Annotated in this window: 20 protein-coding genes; 5 read left to right on the top strand and 15 right to left on the bottom strand. The window is 68.3% G+C overall.

Translation table 11 applies throughout. The annotated features are described in order from the left end of the window. Positions 1-78 precede the first annotated feature (78 nt). From guaB to LDO15_RS16255, 3 genes are all read right to left on the bottom strand, one after another. A complete protein-coding gene (gene guaB, locus LDO15_RS16245) occupies positions 79-1590 on the bottom strand; it encodes an IMP dehydrogenase (RefSeq protein WP_223980125.1) in 1512 nt (503 codons plus the stop codon). 181 nt (positions 1591-1771) lie between these two features. Further along, the gene (locus LDO15_RS16250; RefSeq protein WP_223987483.1) at positions 1772-3775 is read right to left on the bottom strand and encodes an acyltransferase family protein; all 2004 of its coding nucleotides are present in this window, start codon (positions 3773-3775) and stop codon (positions 1772-1774) included. A 331-nt stretch (positions 3776-4106) separates the two neighbouring features. After that, a complete protein-coding gene (locus tag LDO15_RS16255) occupies positions 4107-4295 on the bottom strand; it encodes a hypothetical protein (protein ID WP_223980127.1) in 189 nt (62 codons plus the stop codon). Between LDO15_RS16255 and LDO15_RS16260 the strand changes: the two genes are divergently transcribed. Further along, a complete protein-coding gene (locus LDO15_RS16260) occupies positions 4281-5078 on the top strand; it encodes a DUF389 domain-containing protein (protein WP_223980129.1) in 798 nt (265 codons plus the stop codon). The genes LDO15_RS16255 and LDO15_RS16260 overlap by 15 nt on opposite strands. 117 nt (positions 5079-5195) lie before the next feature. Here the strand turns inward: LDO15_RS16260 and LDO15_RS16265 are convergent, their stop codons facing one another. The 4 genes from LDO15_RS16265 to LDO15_RS16280 all read right to left on the bottom strand — a co-directional run bounded on the left by LDO15_RS16265 (position 5196) and on the right by LDO15_RS16280 (position 10784). Continuing rightward, positions 5196-7250, bottom strand: a complete 2055-nt coding sequence (locus LDO15_RS16265; protein WP_223980131.1) for an acyltransferase family protein — start codon at positions 7248-7250, stop codon at positions 5196-5198. 296 nt (positions 7251-7546) lie between these two features. Continuing rightward, positions 7547-9157: a chaperonin GroEL gene (groL, locus tag LDO15_RS16270; protein WP_223980133.1), complete on the bottom strand. Its 1611-nt coding sequence runs from the start codon at positions 9155-9157 to the stop codon at positions 7547-7549. Between the two features lie 80 nt (positions 9158-9237). After that, positions 9238-9534, bottom strand: a complete 297-nt coding sequence (gene groES / locus LDO15_RS16275) for a co-chaperone GroES (protein ID WP_028275747.1) — start codon at positions 9532-9534, stop codon at positions 9238-9240. Between the two features lie 728 nt (positions 9535-10262). Continuing rightward, the gene (locus tag LDO15_RS16280; RefSeq protein ID WP_346655965.1) at positions 10263-10784 is read right to left on the bottom strand and encodes a hypothetical protein; all 522 of its coding nucleotides are present in this window, start codon (positions 10782-10784) and stop codon (positions 10263-10265) included. Between the two features lie 66 nt (positions 10785-10850). Here LDO15_RS16280 and LDO15_RS16285 point away from each other — a divergent pair, with 66 nt between their 5' ends. Then, positions 10851-12083, top strand: coding sequence for a class I SAM-dependent methyltransferase (locus LDO15_RS16285; RefSeq protein WP_223980135.1), 1233 nt, complete (start codon positions 10851-10853; stop codon positions 12081-12083). Between the two features lie 36 nt (positions 12084-12119). On the opposite strand, the gene LDO15_RS16290 is transcribed toward LDO15_RS16285, so the two are convergent. Next, positions 12120-12944, bottom strand: a complete 825-nt coding sequence (locus LDO15_RS16290; RefSeq protein WP_223987489.1) for a shikimate 5-dehydrogenase — start codon at positions 12942-12944, stop codon at positions 12120-12122. Positions 12945-13284: 340 nt separating this feature from the next. On the opposite strand from LDO15_RS16290, the gene LDO15_RS16295 reads away from it, so the two are divergent. Beyond that, complete coding sequence (locus LDO15_RS16295; protein WP_223980137.1) at positions 13285-14436, top strand: glutamate--cysteine ligase; 1152 nt, start codon at positions 13285-13287, stop codon at positions 14434-14436. A 99-nt stretch (positions 14437-14535) separates the two neighbouring features. Here the strand turns inward: LDO15_RS16295 and tsaD are convergent, their stop codons facing one another. The 6 genes from tsaD to LDO15_RS16325 form a co-directional block, all read right to left on the bottom strand. Next, complete coding sequence (gene tsaD, locus LDO15_RS16300) at positions 14536-15663, bottom strand: tRNA (adenosine(37)-N6)-threonylcarbamoyltransferase complex transferase subunit TsaD (protein ID WP_223980138.1); 1128 nt, start codon at positions 15661-15663, stop codon at positions 14536-14538. Next, on the bottom strand, positions 15660-16127 hold the full coding sequence (gene rimI, locus LDO15_RS16305; protein ID WP_223987491.1) for a ribosomal protein S18-alanine N-acetyltransferase: 468 nt from the start codon (positions 16125-16127) through the stop codon (positions 15660-15662). The genes tsaD and rimI overlap by 4 nt, the downstream gene beginning before the upstream one ends. A gap of 50 nt (positions 16128-16177) precedes the next feature. Then, on the bottom strand, positions 16178-16849 hold the full coding sequence (gene tsaB, locus LDO15_RS16310; protein ID WP_223980139.1) for a tRNA (adenosine(37)-N6)-threonylcarbamoyltransferase complex dimerization subunit type 1 TsaB: 672 nt from the start codon (positions 16847-16849) through the stop codon (positions 16178-16180). After that, complete coding sequence (tsaE, locus tag LDO15_RS16315) at positions 16849-17532, bottom strand: tRNA (adenosine(37)-N6)-threonylcarbamoyltransferase complex ATPase subunit type 1 TsaE (RefSeq protein ID WP_223980140.1); 684 nt, start codon at positions 17530-17532, stop codon at positions 16849-16851. The genes tsaB and tsaE overlap by 1 nt, the downstream gene beginning before the upstream one ends. Beyond that, the gene (alr, locus tag LDO15_RS16320; protein ID WP_223987493.1) at positions 17529-18719 is read right to left on the bottom strand and encodes an alanine racemase; all 1191 of its coding nucleotides are present in this window, start codon (positions 18717-18719) and stop codon (positions 17529-17531) included. The genes tsaE and alr overlap by 4 nt, the downstream gene beginning before the upstream one ends. A 619-nt stretch (positions 18720-19338) precedes the next feature. Then, positions 19339-20430 carry a carbohydrate kinase family protein gene (locus tag LDO15_RS16325; protein WP_223980141.1) on the bottom strand — a complete coding sequence of 364 codons (1092 nt, stop codon included), beginning with the start codon at positions 20428-20430 and terminating at the stop codon, positions 19339-19341. 182 nt (positions 20431-20612) lie between these two features. Here LDO15_RS16325 and LDO15_RS16330 point away from each other — a divergent pair, with 182 nt between their 5' ends. Continuing rightward, a complete protein-coding gene (locus tag LDO15_RS16330; RefSeq protein WP_223980142.1) occupies positions 20613-22019 on the top strand; it encodes a 6-phospho-beta-glucosidase in 1407 nt (468 codons plus the stop codon). Positions 22020-22097: 78 nt separating this feature from the next. On the opposite strand, the gene LDO15_RS16335 is transcribed toward LDO15_RS16330, so the two are convergent. Next, on the bottom strand, positions 22098-22583 hold the full coding sequence (locus tag LDO15_RS16335) for a GNAT family N-acetyltransferase (protein WP_223987495.1): 486 nt from the start codon (positions 22581-22583) through the stop codon (positions 22098-22100). A gap of 261 nt (positions 22584-22844) precedes the next feature. Between LDO15_RS16335 and mshA the strand changes: the two genes are divergently transcribed. Further along, a complete protein-coding gene (mshA, locus tag LDO15_RS16340; RefSeq protein ID WP_223980143.1) occupies positions 22845-24110 on the top strand; it encodes a D-inositol-3-phosphate glycosyltransferase in 1266 nt (421 codons plus the stop codon). Positions 24111-24183 lie beyond the last annotated feature (73 nt).

The following is a 24183-nucleotide window of genomic DNA, read 5'->3' on the forward strand; positions in this document are numbered from 1 at the left end:
GGCGCAACTGACTCGCAGCAGGGGCCGTTGTGAGCGCTCAAAACGGCCCCTGCTGCTAGCTAGTTGGGTGTGGCGGACTTAGCGCGAACCGTAGTTCGGGGCTTCGACCGTCATCTGGATGTCGTGCGGGTGCGATTCCTTGAGCCCGGCCGCGGTGATGCGCACGAATTTGCCGCGGGCCTTCAGCTCGGCGACGGTCGGCGCACCGGTGTAGAACATGGTCTGGCGGAGGCCGCCGACCAGCTGGTACGCCACGGAGGACAGCGGACCGCGGTAGGCGACCCGGCCTTCGATGCCTTCGGGGATGAGTTTGTCATCGCCGGAGACGTCGGCCTGGAAGTAGCGGTCCTTCGAGTAGGACGTGTTCTTGCCGCGGGTCTGCATGGCGCCGAGAGAGCCCATGCCGCGGTAGCTCTTGAACTGCTTGCCGTTGACGAAGATCAACTCGCCCGGGGATTCGTCGCAGCCGGCCAGGAGCGAGCCGAGCATGACGGTGTCGGCGCCGGCGACCAGCGCCTTGCCGATGTCGCCCGAGTACTGCAGGCCGCCGTCGGCGATCAGCGGGACACCGGCCGGGATGGCCGCCTTCGCCGACTCGTAGATCGCGGTGATCTGCGGGACGCCGACGCCGGCAACCACGCGGGTGGTGCAGATCGAGCCGGGACCCACGCCGACCTTGATGCCGTCGGCGCCGGCGTCGATCAGCGCCTGGGCACCTTCGCGGGTGGCTGCCTGGCCGCCGATGATGTCCACGTGCGCCACGGCGGGATCGGCCTTGAGCCGGCGGATCATCTCCAGCACGCCCTGGGAGTGGCCGTTCGCGGTGTCCACGAAGAGGGCATCCACGCCGGCGTCGACGAGCGCCATGGCCCGCTCCCAGCCGTCGCCGAAGAAGCCGATGGCCGCGCCGACGCGCAGGCGGCCCTCGTCATCCTTGGTGGCGAGCGGGTACTGCTCGGCCTTGGTGAAGTCCTTGGTGGTGATGAGGCCCTTGAGCCGGCCCTGCTCGTCAACGAGCGGGAGCTTCTCGATCTTGTTGGTGGCCAGCTTGTGCGAGGCTTCCTCGCGGCTGATGCCGACGTGCCCGGTGACGAGCGGCATCTTGGTCATGACGTCGCTGACCAGCCGGAGCGGGAAGTCCGCTTCGGGCACAAACCGGGTGTCGCGGTTGGTGACGATGCCCAGCAGCCTGTTGCCCTCGTCCACGACGGGGAGGCCGGAGACGCGGTAGCGTGCGCAGATCTCGTCCAGCTCGGCCAGGGTGGCCTCGGGGCCGATGGTCAGGGGGTTGGTGATCATGCCGGATTCGCTGCGCTTGACCCGGTCCACCTGGTCGGCCTGGTCGGCGATGGACAGGTTGCGGTGCACGACGCCGAGGCCGCCCTGCCGGGCCATGGCGATGGCCATTCGGGACTCGGTGACGGTGTCCATCGCCGCGGACAGCAGCGGGGTCTGGACCGTGATGCGCTTGGAGATCCGGGAGGACGTGTCCGCTTCGGAGGGGATGACGTCAGTGTGGCCGGGCAGGAGCAGGACGTCGTCGTACGTCAGGCCGATGAAGCCAAAGGGGTCGTGTTCGGGCTGGGTCATGAGTGCGCCTCTTACCTTGGGTTACGGGGTTCACGGGTAGGGGTTGCAACAGATGACCAGCCAGTCATTACGGGTCTGGTCTGTGCAGAAGGGTTAATAAATAGTAGAACCTTGGCGGCGATAGCCATATTCCGGGGCAGTAATGTGCGGCGTCAATGTGAGCCGGCCCATACCGACAGGCCTATTTCCAGCCGGTGGCGGCCAGCAGCCGTTGTTCGAACATCGGGATCATGGTCTGCACGTAGGTCTTGGTCAGGTGGTTGTCGTCCTTGTAGACGTACACGTTGCCCACCACGGCGGGACATGTCCCGCCGGCGCAGATGAAGTCGCTCATGTCCATCAGGTGCAGCCCGGGCACCTTGCCACGGTAGGCGTCCAGCGGCGAGGACCCCGCGAGCGATTCCTGCTCCGGCACGTTGCACTCGGCGGCGTCCGCACCGTTCTTCTGCACGCACTCGGGCATGTTGATGGTGAAGCGCGGGTTGTCGCGGATGCCCACCACGTCCATGCCGGCGTCGGTGAAGGGCTTGATGCCCTCAAGGTATTGCGGCACCTCCGTCTCGAACGGCGCTTCCTTGTGGGTCAGGGACGCGACGGTGAAGACGGCGTCGGGGCGGTGGTCCAGAACGTATTGCGCGCTGGCCTTGTTGAAGGCGTTGCAGTCCGCGTCCCGCTCCGGGGACTCCGCACCGAAGCGGCAGTTGCCCTTCAGGAGTGTGACAACTTCCCAGCCGTGGCTCTTCGCGATCGGGCCCAGCGCCGCCATGTACTGCTGGGCGTGCGAGTCGCCGAGCACCACGATCCGCTTGGTGACCTTCTCGGGCTTGTTGTTCTGCAGGCAGCCCTGCAGCAGGGGGTCGCTGGCGACGTTCTGGTCCGTGCACAGCCCGTCGATGTCGGCCCATTCGTTCTTCATCGCCGCCGGCGCGGGAATGATCTTCGCTTCCGGGGTCGGTTTGCCGGCGTTTTCCGGCGCCAGGGCCGCCGCGCCCGGGGTCAGTTCCTTGGGCTGGGATGCCGCCGCGGCCTCGTCGGCCACGAGCCGGCTCTGCCAGACGGCGACGGGGCCGGCCAGCAACGCGCCGCAGGCGGCAATCACGACGGCGGTGCGCCAGGCGCGGCGCTTCGGCCAGTGCCATTCGCGCAGCGGCTTTTCGACGAAGCGCGTGGTGAGCACGGCCAGAACGATGGACACGGCCACGATGCACAGCCCCTGGACCAGGTTCGGCGCGGTGATGCCCGCCCCGGCGAGGGCCAGGACCAGCAGCGGCCAGTGCCAGAGGTACAGCGCATAGGAGTTGTCGCCCAGCGCCACGAGGGGCTTCCAGGTCAGGAGGCGGTCGACGCCGAAGCGGCTGCCGCTTTGTCCGGCGGTGATGATCGCTGCGGCGGCCAGCGTGGGCCACAGCGCGATGAAGCCGGGGAACGAACGGTCCACGGTCAGCAGCAGCCCGCAGGAGAGCATGGCTGTCAGGCCGGCCCAGCCCAGCACCACGCGCAGGATCCTGCCCGGCTTCAGGTACGGCAGGGCAAGGGCCAGGAGCGAGCCGAGGGCGAACTCCCAGAGCCGTGCGCCCGTGTCGAAGTAGGCGTGGGCCTGGTTGGTGGCGGTCTGAACGACCGAATACGCGAGGGACACGGCGAAGATGGCGCCGAAGGCCGCAGCCAGCAGGGACCGGTACCCCAGCAGGGCGTGCTCCTTGCCGGTCCGGCGGCGAAGCGCGCGGCGGAGCAGCCGGGAAAGAAGTGCCGTGCCGGCAAAGACGAGCGGCCATAGCACGAACACCTGGCCCTGGATCGAAAGGGACCAGAAGTGCTGGAGCGGGCTAGCCCCTGAGTGATCCTGGGCGTAGTAGTCGACGGCGGTGTCGGCCAGGAGCCAGTTCTGCCGGTACAGCAGGGACGCCCAGGCCTGGTCGAGGACGTCGGGCCAGCGGCTTTGCGGCAGGATGGCCCAGGTGCCGGCGAGGACGCCGAGAATCACCACGACGACGGCGGGCAGCAGTCGCTTGAGCAGGTGCAGCCAGTGGCTCAGCAGCCGGAGCGGCGCGCCGCTTTCGACCTTCCGGGTGAAGCTGAGCGTCATCAGGAATGCCGAAACGAGAAGGAAGATGTCCACGCCGCCGGAGACCCGGCCCAGCCACACATGGTAAGTGACCACCATGAGGACTGCGAGGGCGCGCAGGCCCTGGACTTCGGGGCGGTAGCTGGTTTTTCGGCTCGCCGGCGAGCCCGCGTCCGCTGCTGGCGGGGTGGCTGTGGTTCGCTCGTTCGACACTAAAAAACCTTTCAGGCCGGCTTCCAAAGTATCAATGTTACCGAAACGTAACTTTCATTGCGAATCACCGGCTGGCCGCGGGATCATCTCCGGCACCGTCTTCGGGGCCGTCCTCGGGGCCGTCTTCGGGGCCCGCCAGGGTAGTCGCGGAGGCACGGGCGCGGAGGCACGGACGCAGCACGGACGGGGTCCAATGTGACCCGTGCCAGCTAGGCTGGAACGAGTCTGAGGAGGCCGCTTAGTGATCGTGCAGGTGCGCATTTGCGTCCCGGGTGAGTTGTCCGGAGTCGTCGTCGAAAGTTGTACCGCTCAGGTCGGCGTCGCGGAGGTCGCCCTGGAGAAGGGCGCGTCCGTCATGCCGCCCGGCGACGTTGTCCAGGTCCTCCTCGCACGCGAATCCGTGGAGGGTCTTGTGGAGAAGCTTCACGCCCTCGATGTCCAGCAACGGGGATCAATTTCGGTCATCATGCCGGACCTGGTGCTCTCGGACCGGGCAGACCGGGTCGAGGCCGAGGCGCCAGGCGAGGGCGCGGACGCCGTGATCTGGGACGAGGTGTCGCGGCAGAGCGGCGAAGATTCGCGCCTGACCTGGACCTACCTGACGTTCCTGATCCTGGCCACCCAACTGGCGGCCATCGGCATCGTCACTGACTCCACCATCGCGATCGTCGGCGCCATGGCCGTCGGGCCGGAGTTCGGCCCGCTGGCCGCGCTGGCCGTGGCCTTGGTCCGGCGCGAGCGGCGGCTCGGACGCGACGCGGCGCTGGCCCTCGGCGTCGGCTTTCCCATCGCGATGCTGGCCGCCGCCCTGACCGCGTGGCTGTCCGTGCCGCTGGGGCTGTTTCCCCGGGATGCGTTGGACCGCGGTTCGGCGGTTGAGTTCATCTACCATCCGGGACCCTATTCGCTGATCGTCGCCGTGCTGGCCGGAATCGCCGGGATGCTCTCGGTGATCAGCCGGCGCTCGGCGGCGCTGATCGGCGTGTTCATCTCCGTCACCACGGTGCCGGCGGCGGGGTATGTGGCCGTGGCGCTGGTTCTGGGCGAGTATCAGAAGGCGGCCGGTTCCGCCCTCCAGCTGTTCCTGAACCTGCTGGGCATCGTGGTGGCCGGCGTCGCGGTGCTGCTGTTCTACCGGCTCGTGACCAAACGGCTGTCGCCGGAGGCTGCCCTGCAGCTGCGGCGCCGGGCAGCCGGCACGCAGCGCTGACGCCCGTGCTGTCGGGCGGCCGCTGATCCGGCAGCCCGGCAGCCGATCAGCGGATCTGCCACGTGGTCGGCGTGGCAGGCGCGGCCACGTGGCCGCCCGGCGGCAAGGGAACGATCCCTACTCGGCGTCCCAGCCGGTGGCTGCCAGAAACTCCGCCTCGAAGTAGGGGGTGAGGCTTTCCATGTAGGTTCTGGTGACGTGGTTGTCATCCTTGTAAACCATCACGTTGCCGATCACGGCCGGGCAGACCTGGCCCTGGCAGAAGAACCTGCTGAAGTCGAGGAACTTGGTGTCCGGCAGCTGCCCTGCCACGGCGGCATCGGGCGACGTGGGCGCATAGTTCGCCGCGGTCGCCGATCCGCACGCGGCGTAGTTGTCCGGGTGCTCTTCGAGGCAGGCGGGAACGGCCTCGTGCATGCGGGGGGTGTCCCGCAGCGCGACGACGGGTATGCCGGCGTCGTTGATGGTTTTGATCGGCGCAACCCAACCCGGATCCAGGAACTCGACGGCGTTCGGGTCGGGGTCCGTCCGGGTGCTCGTCGTGACCACGACGTCCGGCTTCATGGCCAGGACCTTCTTGAGGGTTTCCTTGTCGAAGTCCAGGCAGCCTTCCGATTGCCCCGGCGCCGGCTTGTCCGTCACGGGGCAGTAGCCCTTGGTGATGGCTTCCACCCGCCAGCCGTACTTCTCGGCCAGTGTGAGGATGGGGGTGGCCCAGACGTGGGCATGCGAGTTGCCTATGATCACCACGGTCTTGGCGGCATTCTGCTTGCCGTTATTGCACACGTTGGTGAGTGCCTTCTCATCCGAGGTGCAGCCGCCGTCGTAGCGGGGCCATTCGTCAGCCGCGGTGGCAAGGGTGGGAAGGAGCGGGGCGGATTTGTCGGCCCCGTCGACGTAAGCCGGGTCCAGCGAACGGGCGCCCGGGTTATTGGCCCAGGCCTGGCTCGCCGCCGCGGCCGTGGCGAAGTTGATCTGGAGTTGCCAGCCGGCCAGCGGCACGACGGCGGTGGCGGCAGCAGCGGCGATGGCAATGACCGCACGGCGTCGCCGCACTTCCGGCCATTGCCATTCGCGCCAGGGCTTCTCGATAAAGCGGGTGGTGAGGTAGGCGAGCACCAGTGAAACGGCGATGATGACGGCGCCCGTGATGGGGCCCGCGCGGTCCTTGCCCGTCGCGGCAAGCGCAATGACCAGGACCGGCCAGTGCCACAGGTAGAGGGCGTAGGAATTGTCGCCCAGCCGGATCAAGGGCTTCGAGCTGAGAATCCGGTCGACGCCCAGCCTGCTGCCCGACTGGCCGGCGGCGATGACGCAGGCCGCGGCCAGGGTGGGCCAGAGTGCCACGTACCCGGGGAAGGAAGCCTGGACATTGAGCAGGATCCCGCAGCTGAGCATGGCAACGATGCCCAGCCAGCCGAGCACCAGGCGCCAGCTCCGGGGCAGCCGCAGGGCCGGCAGGGCCAAAGCCACGAGCGTGCCCAGCGCGAACTCCCACAGCCGGGCTCCGGTATCGAAGTATGCCTCGGTCTGGTCGGCGTAGGTGAAGACGATTGAGTAGACCAGTGAAACAAGGAAGATCAGGGCGAAGATGTAGCAAAGCAGCACGCGGTAGCGGAGCCTGAAGCGCTTGGCGACGATTGCTGCGCCCGCGAAGATGAGCGGCCACAGGATGAAGATCTGCCCCTGGATCGAAAGGGACCAGAAGTGCTGGAAGGGGCTGGCGTGGCTGTGGTCCGAGGCGTAGTAATTCGTGGCCTGGGACTGGAGGAACCAGTTTTCGACATAGAACAGGGACGTCCAGCCCTGGGAGATCACCTCGAGCCAGCGGGTCCGTGGCAGGAAGAACATGCTTGCGGCGAGTACGGCCACCAGGACGGTCACGGCCGCCGGCAGGAGGCGCCGGAAGAGGTGCAGCCAATGCTTGAAGAGCGCCATCGGCCGGCCCTGCTCGTAGCGGCCGACGAACTGCAGCGTCATGAGGAATGCCGAAATCAGCAGGAACACATCGACGCCGCCGGACACGCGGCCCAACCAGATGTGGTAGGTCATGACCATGAGCACGGCCAGGGACCGGAGTCCTTGGATTTCGGGCCTGAATGTCGATTTCCTGCCCGCCCGCGGTGCCGCACCGGATTGGGCAGGCGGGGGCAGGGTTCTTTGCTGTGTCATAGAACAACCCCTCAACCAGATAACCAAAGCGTCTATGTTACTAAACTGTGATGTTCATGGCCAATCGCGGCGACGGCCACAGACCTCTATTGAGGCATGCCAAGGTGTGAGTTTCCCGGGAAGCGTGAGTGGATGGGCTGTGTCCGACGGCGGCGAGGCGGCAGATTCCGCGGCAGTTGCGGACTCCTGCGCGGTTGGAATGTTGGCGATAAGTGGGCGGAGGCATGCCCGGATCCGGACAGAAAAAAGGACGGCCCGGCAAGCAATTGCCGGACCGTCCCCTCTGCGGGCCGAGATTAGTGCTTGTGGCCTGCGTGCTCGTCTTCGTCGGCCGGCTTCTCCACCACGAGGGTTTCCGTGGTGAGGACCAGCGCGGCGATGGAGGCGGCGTTGCGCAGAGCCGCACGCGTCACCTTGACGGGGTCGATCACGCCAGCGGCGATCAGGTCCTCGTACTCGCCGGACTTGGCATTGAAGCCCTGGTTGACGGCGGATTCGGCCACCTTGGCAACCACGACGTAGCCGTCGAAGCCGGCGTTCTGGGCGATCCAGCGCAGCGGCTGGGTCAGAGCACGGCGGACGATGCCGACGGCAGCAGCGGCGTCACCTTCGAGGGCCTGGACGGCAGCATCCTCGTCGAGCGCCTTGAGCGCGTGGATGAGGGCGGAGCCGCCGCCGGCCACGATGCCCTCTTCGAGGGCAGCGCGGGTCGAGGACACGGCGTCCTCGATGCGGTGCTTCTTTTCCTTCAGCTCGACCTCGGTGGCAGCGCCAACCTTGATCACGCCGATGCCGCCGGCCAGCTTGGCCAGGCGTTCCTGCAGCTTTTCCTTGTCCCAGTCCGAATCGGTGCGGGTCAGCTCGGCGCGCAGCTGGGCAACACGGGCGGCGACGTCTTCGGCCGAACCGGCGCCGTCGACGATCGTGGTGTTGTCCTTGGTGACAGTGATGCGGCGTGCGGTGCCGAGCACCTCAAGGCCGACGGTGTCCAGGCTGAGGCCCAGCTCCGGGGAGACGACCTGTGCACCCGTGAGGGTCGCGATGTCCTGCAGCATGGCCTTGCGGCGGTCACCGAAGCCCGGTGCCTTGACGGCGACGACGTTCAGCGTGCCGCGGATGCGGTTGACGATGAGCGTGGAGAGGGCCTCGCCCTCGACGTCTTCGGCGATGATGAAGAGCGGCTTGGAGCTCTGCAGCGCCTTTTCCAGCAGCGGCAGGAAGTCCTGCACGGAGGAGATCTTGCCCTGGTTGATCAGGATGAGGGCGTCCTCGAGGACTGCTTCCTGGCGTTCCGCGTCAGTGACGAAGTACGGGGACAGGTAGCCCTTGTCGAACTGCATGCCCTCGGTGAGGACCAGCTCGGTCTGCGTGGTGGAGGATTCCTCGATGGTGATCACACCATCCTTGCCGACCTTGCCGAATGCCTCGGCCAGGAGCTCGCCGACCTCGTCGCTCTGGGCGGAGATCGCGGCGACGTTGGCAACCTGCGTGCCTTCGACCGGGCGGGCGTTTTCCAGCAGGCGGGCGGCGACGGCCTCGACCGAAACCTCGATGCCGCGCTTGATCTCGCCCGGTGCGGCGCCTGCCGCAACGTTGCGCAGGCCTTCCTTGACCAGGGCCTGGGCCAGAACGGTGGCGGTGGTGGTGCCGTCACCGGCGACATCGTTGGTCTTGGTGGCGACCTCCTTGGCAAGCTGCGCGCCAAGGTTTTCGTAGGGGTCGTCCAGCTCGATTTCACGGGCGATGGTCACACCATCGTTGGTGATCGTGGGGGCGCCCCACTTCTTGTCCAGTACGACGTTGCGGCCGCGCGGGCCGAGCGTGACCTTGACCGTGTTGGCGAGCTTATCGATGCCGGCTTCAAGCGACCGGCGGGCAGCGTCGTTAAACGCAAGCTGCTTTGCCATGGTTTTGTCCTTTCAAGACAGAACCCCGCGCAACTGATCCGTTCATGACGAAGGATCTGCTGCGCGGGGGTCCAAGAGAGTTACTTTACGACGATCGCCAGAACGTCGCGGGCGGAGAGCACGAGGTACTCGGTGCCGCCGGTCTTAACTTCGGTTCCGCCGTACTTGGAGTAGATGACAACGTCACCAACGGCAACGTCAACGGGAACGCGGTTGCCGTTGTCGTCAAAGCGGCCGGGGCCTACTGCAACAACTTCGCCTTCCTGCGGCTTCTCCTGTGCGGAGTCCGGGATAACCAGGCCGGAAGCCGTGGTCTGCTCGGCTTCGAGCGGGCGGACAACAATACGATCCTCAAGAGGCTTAATAGAGACCGACACTCGGACCTCTCCTTTTCGTCAGCAAATTCGTGGACTATGAAGCGGTGATGCCATGGCGTACAGACCGTCGTCGCGGTGCCGGCAGTAGCCTGGCGGAACCCACTTCATGTGTTAGCACCCTCCTAGGGAGAGTGCTAATGACGACTCTATGTAACTGGTTAGCACTCGGTCAAGGCGAGTGCCAGAAATTCGTCCCCGGTGAACATTTTCGTCAAGGACATGCTCATTGGTTCCGGGCCGGCCAGAGGCACATGCTCACTCTTCCGGGCTCGCCAGGGCACATGCTCATTGGTTCCGGGCCGGCCCGAGGCACATGCCCAGTCTTCGTGGCTGCCGGTGGACACATGGGCATCATGCCCACTCCCCGCGCCCAGCGATGGACATGCCCAATGGTTTCAGACTGCCCAAAGGAACATGCTCATTCCTGGCGCTGGACCAGGGACATGCCCAGCCTCCCGCGAGCCCGACTAAAGGGACATGCCCAGTGGTTCCGCGATGGACCGAGGCACATGCCCATTCTTCGTGGCTGCCGGTGGACACATGGGCATCATGCCCACTCCCCGCGCCCAGCGATGGACATGCCCAATGGTTTCAGACTGCCCAAAGGAACATGCTCATTCCTGGCGCTGGATCAGGGGCATGCTCAGCGGGTCCGGCCTGGACTGAGGGACATGCCCACTCCTGATGCCAGGGGTGGGGCATGTCCTGCAGGCGTTGCGCGCAGGTAACTACTCGCCGGCGAGGTGTTCGAAGTCCACGTCTTCGCCATTGTCCTCGTCCCGGTTACGGCCGGCGTCGTTCCGGTGCCGATACAGCAGCAGGGCCCCGGCGGCGGCCAGGAGGACACCTGCGATCAGGAAGATGATGCCGCCGAGCCGGGCCGCGGCGTACGTGTCGCGGATGGCCCGCGCCTCGTCGGTGGCGTCCTGGACATTCTTGCCGCCGACCGAATACACGGTGGCGTTAAAGGAATCGAGGAAGAAAATGATCACCAGCAGGGCGATGCACACGACGGCGATCACCGCGCCGGCGATCAGCGCCGGCCGGGCGTAGCGCGCCAGCCCCTGCGGTCTCCGGCGCTCCTGCCCGACGTCGTCCGGCCCGTTGTCGTACAGGGCCGCGTCCCGCCCGTCGTCCCCCCCTTCGTCCTGCCCGTTGTCGTACAGGGCCGCGTCCCGCCCGTCGTCCTGCCCGGCGTCGTGTCCCGCTGTGTCCGCTGACGTGCTGTCGCCTGTACCGCTGTCTTCCATGCCGTCAAGCCTATCCCCAGCCGTCCTGTCACAGCGCGCCCGCGGCGCTGAACTACGCTGGATGGCATGACTGACGCACCGCAGGAACACATCGCCCCGATCCTCACGCCCGAGGGCTGGGAGCTGCTGGCGTCGCTGGGCCCCTACCGCGAGGACGAGGCCTTCCGGCTCACCGCGGCGCTGCGCAAGGCCGGCCACTCCCCCGAAATGGTCTCGGCGGTGCTCACCCAGTCCCGGCTGCGCACCAAGGCCGAGGCGAAATTCGGCGAGTTCGCCCGGCAGATGATCTTCACCAGGGCCGGCCTGGAGCAGGCCACCCGGCTCACAGTGGCGGCCCGGCACGCGCAGCGGTTCGCGGAGGCAGGAATCGGCCACGTGGCCGATCTCGGCTGCGGGCTGGGGGCCGATGCGATGGCGCTGGCGTCCCTGGACATCAAAGTCACCGCCGTGGAACTGGACGAGGCCACGGCCGCCTGCGCCACGATGAACCTGATCCCGTTCCGCAACGCCACCGTGGTCCACTCGGATGCCACGTCGGTTTCGCTCGAGGGGATCGACGGCGTCTGGCTCGACCCCGCCCGGCGCACCACGTCCACCTCGGGAACCAAAAGGATCTGGGACCCGGAAGATTTCTCCCCGCCGCTGTCCTTTGTGGAGTCTCTGGCCGGCTCCGGGCGCGCTGTCGGCGTGAAGATGGGTCCTGGCATGCCGCACGATTCCGTGCCGGCGGACTGCGAGGCCCAGTGGGTCTCCGTGGGCGGGGACGTGACCGAGGTGGCCTTGTGGTTCAACGCGGTGCGGCGCCCCGAAGTGCGGCGCGCGGCCCTCGTGCTCGGACCTCTTGGCGCCGCCGAACTCACCAGCGGCGAGGATTTCGGCGCCGGCCCGTCGGCGCCTGTGGGCCCGGTGGAGGGGTACCTGTACGAGCCCGACGGCGCGGTCATCCGCGCGGGACTGGTCGCCGACGTCGCCCTCCAGCTGGGCGGGCACCTCGTGGACGAGCACATCGCCTACATCTGCGCCCCGGAGTTGCGCGATACCCCGTTCGCCAGGGCCTACAAGGTCCTGGAGGTGATGCCCTTCAACGTCAAGGTGCTCAAGTCCTGGGTCAAGGACAAAGGAATAGGCGTCCTGGACATCAAGAAGCGCGGCACAGCCGTCACCCCGGAGGAGCTCCGCAAGCAACTCCTTCCAGGAGGAAAACCGGCAGGCTCCAAGGCCAGGGGCAAGAAATCAGCCACCCTGGTCCTCACCAGGATCGGCGAGGACCGGGTGGCCGTCTCGGTGGAGCCGGTCTAGCTCCGCCGCCCTAGTTCTCCCCGGCGCGGGGTCGGGCTACTGGGCCCGCATGAAATCCTCGGCGGCCCGGATCTGCTCGTCGGTGGGCCGGATCCCGGTGTACAGCACGAACTGCTCCAGGGCCTGGATCGTGGCTACCTCGGCTCCGGTGATCACGGTCTTGCCGGCCGCGCGGGCGGCCTTGATGAGCGGCGTCTCGGCCGGGAGGGCGACGACGTCGAACACCACCTTTGCCGCGTCGATGGCCTCCTGCGGGTAGGACAGTGCCTCGGCGTCCGGTCCACCTGCCATACCCCCTGCCATACCGATAGGCGTCACGTTAATGATCATGTCAGCTGTGCCCGTGCCGGACCTCGCGGAGCCCAGGTCGGCGCTCCAGGCGAACCCGTACTGTTCGGCCAGGGCGCGCCCGGTGTCCTCGTTGCGGGCCACGACGGTCACGTCCTTGAATCCGGCATCCCGAAGCGCGGCCACGGTGGCCTTGGCCATGCCGCCCGAGCCCAGGACCAGCACCGAGTAGTCGGTGGGGACGGCGTTGCGCTGCAGGAGCTGCTCGATGGCCGTGTAGTCGGTGTTGTAGGCGGTGAGCCGGCCGGCGTCGTTGACAATCGTGTTGACCGAATCGATGGCCTTCGCCGACGGGTCCATGACGTCCACGAGGGCGATCACGTCCTCCTTGTAGGGCATGGACACCGCGCAGCCGCGGATGCCTAGGCCGCGCACGCCGGCGATTGCCTGGGCGAGGTCGGTGGGGGCAAAGGCCTTGTAGATCCAGTTCAGGCCCAGCTGTTCGTACAGGTGGTTGTGGAAGCGCGTCCCGTTGTTGCTCGGCCGGGCCGAGAGCGAGATACACAGGGTCATGTCTTTGTTCAGAATGGGCACAGGTCCATTAAACGCCAGGATCACTCCGGTCCGCCGCTGCCGGGCCGAGGCGTCGCTGACCAGCCCGTATGTGAAGACCCTCACGCGTCAGCGCACACTTTGGCACCGTCCCGGCGCTGCCCCTGCACTAGACTTGGACCACCCGTAGCCCTGCCAGCCGCCCGGGCTGTTCCTTCGTGTGGAAATTCGTGTGGAAGATGGCACGTGACACCGCCGGTGGCACGTCCAGGGGCACGTCCAGGGGCACGTCCGAGGGTATGTGCCAGGGCAGTTCCCGCCGGGACGACGGGCAGGGTCAGCAAAACAGTGAAGGGACCACATGAAGATCGAGTTCGCTTCATCCAGGCAGTCGACTCTTGGCGTGGAATGGGAGCTGGCGCTCGTCGACGCCGAGACCGGTGAACTGGCCTCCGTGGCGAACCAGGTGCTCCGCGGAGTCGCTGCCCGGCACCCCGAGCTCAACGAAGATGACGAACACCCGCACATCAAGCAGGAGCTCCTGCTGAACACCGTGGAGCTCGTCACCGGCATCTGCACCACCGTGGCTGAAGCCAAGGCGGACCTGAGCAGCTCGCTCGCCGCGGTCCGGGAAGTCACCGATCCCATGGGCGTCGAGGTATTTTGCGCCGGGAGCCACCCCTTCAGCCCGCCCCAGCTGCAGCCCGTCACGGACAAGGAACGCTACGCCAAGCTCATCGACCGGACCCAGTGGTGGGGCCGGCAGATGGTCATCTACGGCGTCCACGTCCACGTCGGGCTCGACAGCCGGGACAAGGTCCTCCCCGTCCTGGATGGCCTGGTCAACTACTTCCCGCATTTCCAGGCGCTCTCCGCGTCCAGCCCGTTTTGGGGCGGCGAAGACACCGGCTACGCCTCGCACCGCGCCCTCATGTTCCAGCAGCTGCCCACCGCCGGCCTGCCGTTCCAGTTTTCCCGCTGGGAGGACTACGAGGCTTACGTCCAGGACATGTTCACCACCGGCGTGATCGACACCCTCTCCGAGATCCGCTGGGACATCCGGCCCGTTCCGGCCCTGGGCACCATAGAGATGCGCATCTGCGACGGCCTGGCGACCCTCGAGGAAGTCGGGGCCATCGCCGCCCTGACCCAGTGCCTTGTCGACGAGTTCTCCACGACGCTGGAGAACGGCGGCACCATTCCGACCATGCCGCCATGGCACATCCAGGAAAACAAATGGCGCGCGGCCCGGTACGGCCTGGATGCGATCATCATCCTCGACGCTGAGGGCAACGAGCAGCTCGTCACCGAGCACCTGCGCGAGACGCTGAAGCGGCTCGAGCCGGTCGCGGAGAAGCTGGGCTGCAGCGCCGAACTGGCCGACGTCGAGAAGATCATCAAGCGCGGCGCCGGCTACCAGCGGCAGCGCCGGGTGGCCGCCGAGCACGGCGGCGACCTGCGCGCCGTCGTGCTGGATCTGGTCAAGCAGATGCGGCAGGGGCCGGAAGCCTAGCACTTAGGGCAGCCCCGGCAGCATCCCCCGCGGGAGCGGACGGAGCCTCCTGCGGCCTCCTGCGGACGCTCGCCGGCCGAACCGCGGCGGCTGTGGACGTCAGGCGGAGACCGTCGTGACCGGCATCGAGGAGTCCGGGGCAAACCCGATCCCGCTCGGTTCGATCCCGGCCATCACCAGTTGCGCCCCGAGTGCAGCCACCATGGCACCGTTGTCCGTGCACAGCGCCAGCGGCGGGACCGTCAGCCGGATCCCGGCAGCACTGCAGCGCTGTTCGGTGAGCTGGCGGAGCCGGGAGTTGGCCGCGACACCCCCGCCCAGAAGGACCTCCGTGATGCCGTTTTCACGGCAGGCAAGCACCGCTTTGGCGGTAATCACGTCCACCACCGCCTCCTGGAAGGCCGCGGCGATGTCCGCGACGGGAACCGTCTCGCCGCGGGCTTCGAACTGCTCCACGCAGCGGGCGACGGCGGTCTTGAGTCCGCTGAAGGACCAGTCGTAGCGGTGCGGGCCGGGTTCCTCGGCCGTCCCCATGTATTTGGGCTGGGTGAGGCCGCGCGGGAAGCGGATGGCTTTTGCGTTGCCGGTCCGCGCGAGCTTGTCGATGGCCGGGCCGCCGGGGTAGCCCAGCCCCAGGAGCCGCGCCACCTTGTCATACGCTTCGCCGGCGGCGTCGTCGATCGTGGAGCCCAGCAGCTCGACGTCGTCCGTGATGCTCCGGATCCGCAGGATCTCGGTGTGGCCCCCGGACACCAGGAGCGCCCCCATGTTCTCCGGCAGGGCTGGCTGTGGGGTTTCCAGCGGCGAATCCGCTGTCGCCTCCGGCGCTCCGCGGCTGCCGGCGCCCTGCTCAAGGAGCCCGACACCGACGTGCGCCACGAGGTGGTTGATGGCGTAGAGCGGTTTTCCGGTGGCGACGGCGAGCGCCTTGGCCGCGCACACCCCCACCATCAGTGCGCCGGCCAGGCCGGGCCCCGAGGTGACTGCGATCGCATCAATGTCCGCGAGCGAGACGTCCGCCTCCGCCAGGGCTTCCTGGAGGGTCGGCACGAAGGCGTCGAGGTGGGCCCGGGAGGCGATCTCGGGAATGACGCCGCCGAAGCGGACGTGTTCCTCCATGGAGGAGGACACGGTGTTCGTCAGAAGTGTGGTCCCCCGGACTATGCCGACGCCGGTTTCGTCGCAGGAGGACTCGATGCCAAGCACGAGCGGCTGGGTGCGGTTCATGGTCGGCCTGCTTCCTTGGTCTGGGGGCTGAGCGGTTCGCGGGGCAGCTGGAGCCGCATGATCAGGGCGTCGACGCCGTCGCGATAGTAGCGGGGCCGGACATGGATCTGTTCGAAGCCGAAGCGCCGGTAGAGCTGCTGGGCCCGGGGGTTGTCCGCCCTGACTTCCAGCAGTACGTCCTGGGCGCCGCGGCGGCGGCTTTCCACGATCAGTTCGCTGAGCAGGGCCGAGCCGATGCCCTTGCCTTCCTGCTCGGGCACGACGGCGATGGTCTGCACGTCAGAGATCGGTTCGATGCACATCAGCCCCGCATAGCCCACGATTCGGCCGTGGAATTCCGCCACGAGGTAGCGGCGGGTATCCGCCTGCGCCAGCTCGTCGTGGAACATCTGCAGCGGCCACGCGTCCACCGGGAACAGCCGGCATTCCAGCTCGTGGACGGCGGGGATGTCCGCGGCTTCCATGTCCCGCAGGGTGATGCCGCCGGGCAGCCTGAGCGGAGCCTGCCCGGCGCTCACAGGGCACGCTTCCGGGGCCCGGGCACCTGGGCGTCGGACTCGCGGAGGTATAAGGGGGTGGAGTCCAGGAGCTGCTCCCCCGCCGCGAGCCGCGCGAGCGCGAACTGGCCCAGCGAGAGGGCCTCGGGCTGCCGGGTGCTGAATTCGGCGACCGCCTTGACGGCGTCGGAGTAGATGCCGGCCCCGGCGCCGTAGACGGGCAGGTCCGGCAGATCCGCGGCGAATCCCACGTGCGGGCCGTCGGCCAGCTGGGGCAGCTGGGCGTCGGAGAGCGTGTACCGGGCCCAGTACACCTCCTTGCGGCGCGCGTCGGTGGCCACAATGAACTCCGCGGCCGAGTCGGTGGATTCGGCCACTTCCAGGGCGATCGCGTCCAGGCTCATGACGCCGTAGAGCGGCTTGTTCCAGACGAACGCGAGGGTGCGGGCGGTGACGATCCCGGAGCGCAGTCCCGTGAACGGTCCGGGACCGACGCCGGTGACGATTGCGTCGACGTCGTGGCCGACGATGCCGGCCTCGGCCAGGAGCGCGTCGATTCCCGGGGCCAGAACCTCCGCGTGCGTCCGCGTATCCTCGGTGGCGAAGCTGGCCAGCACGGATTCCGGCGCGTCATCGGAGACCAGCGCGGCGCTGGCGACGGCCGAGGTGTCGATGGCGAGGATCAGCATCAGGAGTTCCGTTCCGGGGTCTGGGGCAGGGGCCGGGTCTCAGCCAGGGGCTGGGTGCCGTGCTCGAGGGCGGTCTCCGGCTCTCGCTGCGGCTCGATGCCGGGCAGCGCCGGCGCTTCGGCCCAGCGCGGGCCGAAGCCGCGGATCACGACCGTCCGCGGTTCGTCGTCGTCGTCCGTGTCGAAATCCAGCACGCCGGAATCGCCGTCGGGAGTGGCGGCGGGATCAGCTGGGACGCCGGCGGCACCGCTGACAGCGCCGCCCCGGGCGCGGTGGAGTTCCACCTCAAGCCGGCTGTCGCTCAGGTGCTCGACCCGGTCGCGGCCCCACTCGACCACCGTCACGGCGCTGTCCATGGTGTTTTCAAGGTCGATGTCATCGATTTCGGCGGCCGACTCCAGCCGGTAGGCGTCCACGTGGACGAGGTCCGGACCGCCCGGCCGGGGTCCCTCGGGCAGATTGGGGTGGATGCGCACCAAGACGAACGTCGGCGAAATGATGCCGGGCCGGACGCCCAGCCCCTCCCCCAGTCCCTGCGTGAACGTGGTCTTGCCAGCGCCCAATTCGCCGGTCAGGACCAGCAGGTCACCGGTTTCCAGCACGGCCCCCAGTGCCGCGGCGAGCGCGTGCGTCTCCGCGGCCGTCCGGACCTCCAGGCTTCGTTCCCACACGGGCGCGCTCACGGCAGCTCGTTGCCGGTGGAGGGCTCTTCATTCAGGTAGCGGCGCGGTACGCGGGGGCTGATGCGGGTGACGATCTCGTAGTTGTTGGTGCCCGCGGCTCTGGCCCAGTCATCGGCCGTGGGTCCGCCGTCGGCGCCGTCGCCGAACAGCACTGCCTCGGCCCCGAGGATGCTCGGGCCTCCGGCCTTGACGTTGCGGGGTCCGAGGTCGATCACCATCTGGTCCATCGCGATGCGCCCCACCACGGGATAGTTCACGCCTTCGACCCGGACCGGGCCGCCGGTGGCGATGCGCGGCACGCCGTCGGCGTAACCCAGCGGGATGAGCCCGAGGGTGCTGACGCCGTCCGTGCGGTAGTTCAGCCCGTAGGAAACGCCCTGCCCGGCGGGCACGTCCTTGCAGTGCGACACCACCGTGCGGACCGTCATGGCCGGGCGCAGGCCAAGCTCGGCCGGGCTTTGTCCCTCGAAGGGAGACAGTCCGTAGAGTCCGAGCCCGACGCGCACCAGGTCGAAGTGGGTGTCCGGCCGGGAGAGGGTGGCCGGCGTGTTGGCCAGGTGCCGGACCTCGGGGTCCACGCCGGCGTCCTGGGCGACGGCGAGGATCTGCCGGAACGCGGCGAGCTGCTCGTCGGTTTCGGGCCTTTCGGGTTCGTCGGCGACGGCGAGGTGGGAGAAAATGCCCACCACCCGGAGCAGGCCCTGGTCCTGGTGCTCCATGGCTTCACCGACCAGGCTGTCCCAGGCGTCGAGGGTGGCGCCGTTGCGGCCGAGGCCGGTGTCGACCTTCAGGTGGATGCGGGCGGGCCGTTCCTGCTCGCGGGCGGCGGCCACGATCCGGTCCAGTTCCCAGCCTGAGCAGCCGATGTCGATTCCGGCGGCCACGGCGGCAGCGAAATTACTGTCCGGGGTGTGCAGCCAGGCCAGCAGCGGCGCCTCGATCCCGGCGGCGCGCAGTGCGAGCGCCTCGGAGATATGGGCGACGCCCAGCCAGCTGGCTCCAGCGCCGAGGGCCGCGCGGGCCACCTGGACGGCGCCATGCCCGTACGCGTCGGCCTTGACCACGGCCATGATCTGGGCGGGTGAGGCGACCGCCGCGAGGTGGCGGACGTTGTGCCTGATCGCGTCGAGGTCGATTACTGCCGAGCGTTCCTCCGCACGGACCGGCGCTGCCGCCGAATCGGGCAGGAGGCCGCCTGTTGCTCCTTGATAAGTCACTTAACGATTCTAGGGGCGGCGCCGCGGGCCGAATAATCCGCCCGCCGGGGCGCCGCTGGGCATGCCCTCCCGTCCCGCGGGACATGCCCAGCCTTCACGCCAAGGACCGGGCACAAGGGGTCCATGTCCGTCCCTGGGCCACAGCACCGGACATGTCCAGCGGAAAACCCAGGCGCTGGCAGGCAACGAGCGCGGGACATGCCCATTCTTCGGGCCCACGACCGGGCACAAGGGGTCCATGTCCGCCCCTGGGCCACAGCACGGGACATGTCCAGCGGAAAACCCAGGCGCTGGCAGGCAGTTCACAGCGAGCGCGGGACACGCCCAGTCTTCACGCCAAGGACCGGGCACAAAGGGTCCATGTCCGCCCCTGGGCCACAGCACGGGACATGTCCAGCGGAGAACCCAGGCGCTGACAGGCAGTTCACAGCGAGCGCGGGACATGCCCAGTCTTCACGCCAAGGACCGGGCACAAAGGGTCCATGTCCAGGCCATGGCCACGGCACGGGACATGTCCAGTGGTGGAGGGGCCAGGCACGACGGGTTCAACCGTCACAGCACCGAGACGGACCAGAACCCCAAGCCCCAGCTACGCGTCGGACAGGTGCGCGATGGTCGCCGTCGCCCGCCGCTGCGCCTCGGGCGGAACATCGCGCACGATCTCTTCCAGGAAGTGGTAGCGCCGCAGCCATTGACTGCCCTGCCGTTCCTTCCGGGCGTTGGCCCGCTGCCACCAGTCGGCAATGTCCCCCCAACCGGGTGCGGCAAGCGAGCCGCCGACTTCCTGCACGGCCAGCGCCGCGCAGAGATTCGCGAACCGCAGCCGGTCGCCGAGCGGCCAGCCGGCCAGGCAGCCTACGATGAACGCCGCGCCGAAGCAGTCACCCGCGCCGGTGGGATCGTAAGCCCGGACAGGCAGGGACGGGACCCACTCCTCTTCCCCGGTTTCCGAATCCACGGCCATGGACCCCTGGGCACCGAGGGTGACCACCGCCACCGGTACGCGGTCCGCGAGGGAATACAACGCCGACCAGGGATCGTCGCGGCCGGTGAAGTTCATCGCCTCGTGCTGGTTCGGCATGAAGGCATGGAAGTACTGCAAGTTATCCAACCGGGTCGAGGACCACGCGCCGGTGGGATCCCAGCCGACGTCGCCGAACAGCCGGACGCCGTTCTTATGGGCGTCGAGGACCCACGGTTCAAGCTCTTCCCCCAGCTCCGCAACGGCTGAGAGCGCCGGCGGCGGACATCCAATGAGCTCGGTGGAGGACACCGGCGCCGGGTGGCCGTGCGTCACCATGGACCGGTCCTTCTCCACGCTCAGGGACACCGTAACGGGCGAATGCCAGCCGGGCACCCGCCGGGACAGGGACAGGTCCACATGCTCCTGGGCGTCCAGGATCTTCCAGTTGTAGTCCCCGTAACCGTCGTCGCCGAACGCGGCGGCGAGCACGGTCCGCAGCCCCAGCCGTGACGCGGCAATCGCCTGGTTGGCGACACCGCCGGGGCAGCTGCCCATGCCGTCGCTCCAGATTTCCGTTCCGGGCTGCGGTGCGTGCGGCAGCCCGGTGAAGATGATGTCCTGAAACACGGTGCCGGTCAGGAGCAGGTCGAACCCGTCCGCGGCCGGGCTGCGGACGGCAGACAGCGGGTCAAAACGCCGCGTCGGGATCGCGTCCATATACGGCAGACTACGCTGTACCGCCGCCGAGCGAAACTGCAGGAAGCGGCCGCCCGGCGCGGCACGCCCGAACCCCAAGCGGCGCCCGAGGCGAAACCCCAATCGGCGCCGGGCACGGAGCCGCCGCGGGCATGCCGGCCCTCGGTGGCAGGGCCTGAACGGGCGGGGAATAGACTGTCGGAATGCGGCTCACGATCGCCGGCGGGGGCGGGTTCCGTGTCCCCCTGGTCTACCGGGCGCTCTCTGCCGGCCCCTTCGCGGGTCTGGTGCGGGAGCTGGTGCTCTACGACGTCGACGCCGGCCGGCTGGCGGCCATCGAGGCGGTCCTGGCCGCCCTCGCCCAGCAGGGTCCGCCGGGGGCCGGCCCGCAGGTCCGTGCAGCGTCTTCCCTCCCCGAGGCCCTGGACGGCGCCGACATGGTCTTCGCCGCGATCCGGCCCGGCGGCACCGCCGGGCGGACCGCCGACGAGCGGATCGCCCTGGCCCTGGGTCTCCTGGGCCAGGAAACCACCGGCGCGGGCGGCATCTCCTACGCCCTGCGGTCCATTCCGCCGATGCTGCGGCTGGCGGAGGAAATGCGGAACCGCTGCCCCGGCGCCTGGCTGCTCAACTTCACCAACCCGGCCGGCATGGTCACCGAGGCCCTGGTCCCCGTGCTCGGGCACCGGGTGGTCGGGATCTGCGATTCCGCCAGCGGCCTGGTGCACCGCGCGGCGCGGGCGGCCGGCGTCGCGCTGCCGGAAGGCCGGCTCGACGGCGTGGGCTACTACGGCCTGAACCACCTCGGCTGGCTGTACCGGCTGGAGTCCGGGGGCCGGGATGTCCTGCCTGGGCTGCTGGCGAATCCTGCGGCGCTGGCGGGGTTCGAGGAAGGCCGGTTGTTTCCGCCCGGATTGCCGGCAAGCCTGGGCTGCCTGCCCAATGAGTACCTTTTTTACTACTACGACACCGCCCGTGCGGTGGCCGGCATGCGCGGCGGGGACCTGACCCGGGGAGAATCCATCGCCCGGCAACAGGCCGAGCTCTATCCCCGACTGGCAGCCGCCGGCCCGGACGCCTTTGCGCTTTGGGAAGCCGCCCGCCGGTCGCGCGAAGAGGGCTATCTCGCCGAGGCCCGCGCCGAGGGCGAGCAGCGGGACGAGACTGACCTCGCCGGCGGCGGATACGAGCGCGTGGCTCTGGCGGCCATGCGCGCCCTGTCTGGCGGCGGGGCGGCCGACCTGATACTCAACACCATCAACACCGCCCCCGGACCGGCACCGGCTGCCGACGCCACCGGGTCCGAGGTGCCGGCCGTACCGGGGCTGCCGGGGGACGCCGTCGTCGAGGTTCCCTGCAAGGTGACCCCCGACGGCGCTGTTCCGGTCCCGCAGGATCGACCTGGACCGGAACAGCTGGCGCTGCTGCGGCGGGTCAAGGACGTTGAACGGCTCGTGGTGGAGGCCGCGACAACCGGCCGGCGGGAGGCAGCCCTCGCCGCGTTCGCCAGGCATCCGCTCGTCAACTCGGAGGTCCTCGCCGCCAGGCTGCTGGCCGGTTATGAGGCGGCGTTCCCGGAACTGGGCCGCCTCTGGCACGGCAGCCTGTGAGGAAACCCCCAGCAGTGAGGACACTGGCGGCAAAGAAGTTCCCGCGGGCAGCGGACGGGGGTACGGCTACAGGTACAGCTACAGCCTGCGGTACATCACGTGCAGGCCCACATAGCCCAGCTTCGGGTGGTTAAAGGCCTCGGGGATGGTCGTAAGCAGTTCGAAGCCCATGGATTTCCATGCGGCGACCGCCCGGACATTGCTTTCCACAACCGCATTGAACTGCATGGCCCGGAAGCCGGCGTCGCGGGCGGCGTCGAGGGAATAGGCGCAGAGGGCACGGGCCAGTCCCCGGCCGGCCTGGGCCGGGTGAACCATGTAGCCCGCGTTGGCGACATGGCTGCCGCCCCCGCCCTGATTGGGGTGCAGTTCGCCGGTGCCGAGGATGGAACCCGTGTCGGAGGCGACCGCGACGAACGTCAGCCCCGGCGCCTGCTTGAACCAGCGCCCGCGGGCCTCGTCCTCGGCCGTTTCCCGGTCCCAGGTGAAGGTCTCCCCGGCACGGATGACGGGCTCCAGGATCACCCAGATGCCCGGCCAGTCCTCCGGGCGGGCCTCCCGGATGGTCCAGCCGGCTTCAGGGTTCTGCCCGGCATCAGGGTTCTGTCGGGTTTCGGGGGTCTGTTCTGGCGATGCGCTCACAGCGGCCACGGTAGCAGGACGGGTTGCCCTGGAAGCCCCACCGGGAAGCGACCCGCGGACCGGCCCGCCAACTGCCCCGTGAATCAGCCTGTGAACCGGCCCGTGAACAGGCCGGCACATCAGGAGTAATGTTTTATCGAAACGCATTTGGCAGAGGAAAACCGTGCAGGGGAAAGGGGAACCGTGTCGCTGATCCGCCGCGTCGCTTTCCTTTCCCTGCACACCTCGCCCATGGAGCAGCCCGGCTCGGGCGATGCCGGCGGAATGAACGTGTACGTCCGGGCGCTGGCCGCGGCCCTCGCCGAGACCGGCGTGGAAGTCGAGATCTTCACACGGTCCACCTCAGCCTCGCAGCCCGCCGTCGAACACCCGTCCCCCGGCGTGTGCGTGCACAACGTCCTGGCCGGGCCGCCGCGGAAGCTGCCCAAGGAGGAACTCCCGGAACTGCTGCACAGCATGGTCGCCGAGATCGACCGAATCCGGCACCTCCAGCCGCACGGCCGGTATGACGTCATCCATTCGCACTACTGGGTGTCCGGGGTGGCCGGGCTGGAGCTCGCGGAACTGTGGCAGCTGCCCCTCGTCCACACCATGCACACGATGGCCAAAGTCAAGAACCAGCTCCTCGAGTCCGGCGAACAGCCCGAGCCGCGGCGGCGTGAGGACGGCGAGCAACGGATTGTCGACGGCGCCGCCCGGCTCATCGCCAACACCGGCACCGAGGCGGCCGAACTCGTCTCGCACTACAACGCCGATATCGACCGCATCGACGTTGCGCCGCCGGGCGTGGACCTCGCGGTCTTCACCCCGTCCTTCAGGAACCGTGCCAGGGCCGGGCACAGTATCGCCCCGGGCAAGTTCCACCTGCTGTTCGCGGGCCGGATCCAGCGGCTCAAGGGTCCTCAGATCCTGATCAAGGCGGCCGCGCTCCTGCGCGCCCGCCGCCCGGACATCGATTTGCAGCTGACCATCCTGGGGGCCGTGAGCGGTGCCAAGGACTTCAACCTCAAGACCCTGATCAGTGACGCCGGAATGGACGACGTCGCCACTCACCACCCGCCGGTCAACGCCCCCGAGCTGTCCGGCTGGTACCGGTCGGCCGACGTCGTCGTGATGCCCTCCTACAGCGAGTCCTTCGGCCTGGTGGCCCTGGAGGCGCAGGCCTGCGGGACGCCCGTCCTCGCCACGAAAGTGGGCGGCCTGTCCCGCGCTGTCCAGGACGGGCGCACGGGGATCCTGGTCGAGGGCCACAAGGCCGGCGACTGGGCCGACGCCCTCGAAGCGCTCTATGACGACCCCCAAACGCGCACCGACATGGGCCGCGCCGCCGCGATCCATGCCCAGGATTTCGGCTGGCAACGCACCGCCGCGATTACGCTGGAGAGCTACCACACCGCCGTGAGCCAGTATTTTGGAAGCCTGACCATTCCGGTGGGCCACACGCCCTGAACCGGACCCGCCCAGACCCCGGGCCGGCAACACCGGACCGGGACACCAGCCGACGCCACCCGCCGACGCCACG

The sequence above is a fragment of the Arthrobacter sp. NicSoilB8 genome, assembly GCF_019977355.1.
Taxonomy (GTDB): Bacteria; Actinomycetota; Actinomycetes; order Actinomycetales; family Micrococcaceae; genus Arthrobacter.

What these genes read in the sequence shown, in the direction of transcription:
- guaB (WP_223980125.1), bottom strand. Translation starts at nt 1,590, where the DNA reads ATGACCCAGCCCGAACACGACCCCTTTGGCTTCATCGGCCTGACGTAC.
- LDO15_RS16265 (WP_223980131.1), bottom strand. Translation starts at nt 7,250, where the DNA reads ATGACACAGCAAAGAACCCTGCCCCCGCCTGCCCAATCCGGTGCGGCA.
- groL (WP_223980133.1), bottom strand. Translation starts at nt 9,157, where the DNA reads ATGGCAAAGCAGCTTGCGTTTAACGACGCTGCCCGCCGGTCGCTTGAA.
- LDO15_RS16280 (WP_346655965.1), bottom strand. Translation starts at nt 10,784, where the DNA reads ATGGAAGACAGCGGTACAGGCGACAGCACGTCAGCGGACACAGCGGGA.
- LDO15_RS16285 (WP_223980135.1), top strand. Translation starts at nt 10,851, where the DNA reads ATGACTGACGCACCGCAGGAACACATCGCCCCGATCCTCACGCCCGAG.
- LDO15_RS16290 (WP_223987489.1), bottom strand. Translation starts at nt 12,944, where the DNA reads ATGACCCTGTGTATCTCGCTCTCGGCCCGGCCGAGCAACAACGGGACG.
- LDO15_RS16295 (WP_223980137.1), top strand. Translation starts at nt 13,285, where the DNA reads ATGAAGATCGAGTTCGCTTCATCCAGGCAGTCGACTCTTGGCGTGGAA.
- tsaD (WP_223980138.1), bottom strand. Translation starts at nt 15,663, where the DNA reads ATGAACCGCACCCAGCCGCTCGTGCTTGGCATCGAGTCCTCCTGCGAC.
- rimI (WP_223987491.1), bottom strand. Translation starts at nt 16,127, where the DNA reads ATGGAAGCCGCGGACATCCCCGCCGTCCACGAGCTGGAATGCCGGCTG.
- tsaB (WP_223980139.1), bottom strand. Translation starts at nt 16,849, where the DNA reads ATGCTGATCCTCGCCATCGACACCTCGGCCGTCGCCAGCGCCGCGCTG.
- LDO15_RS16325 (WP_223980141.1), bottom strand. Translation starts at nt 20,430, where the DNA reads ATGGACGCGATCCCGACGCGGCGTTTTGACCCGCTGTCTGCCGTCCGC.
- LDO15_RS16330 (WP_223980142.1), top strand. Translation starts at nt 20,613, where the DNA reads ATGCGGCTCACGATCGCCGGCGGGGGCGGGTTCCGTGTCCCCCTGGTC.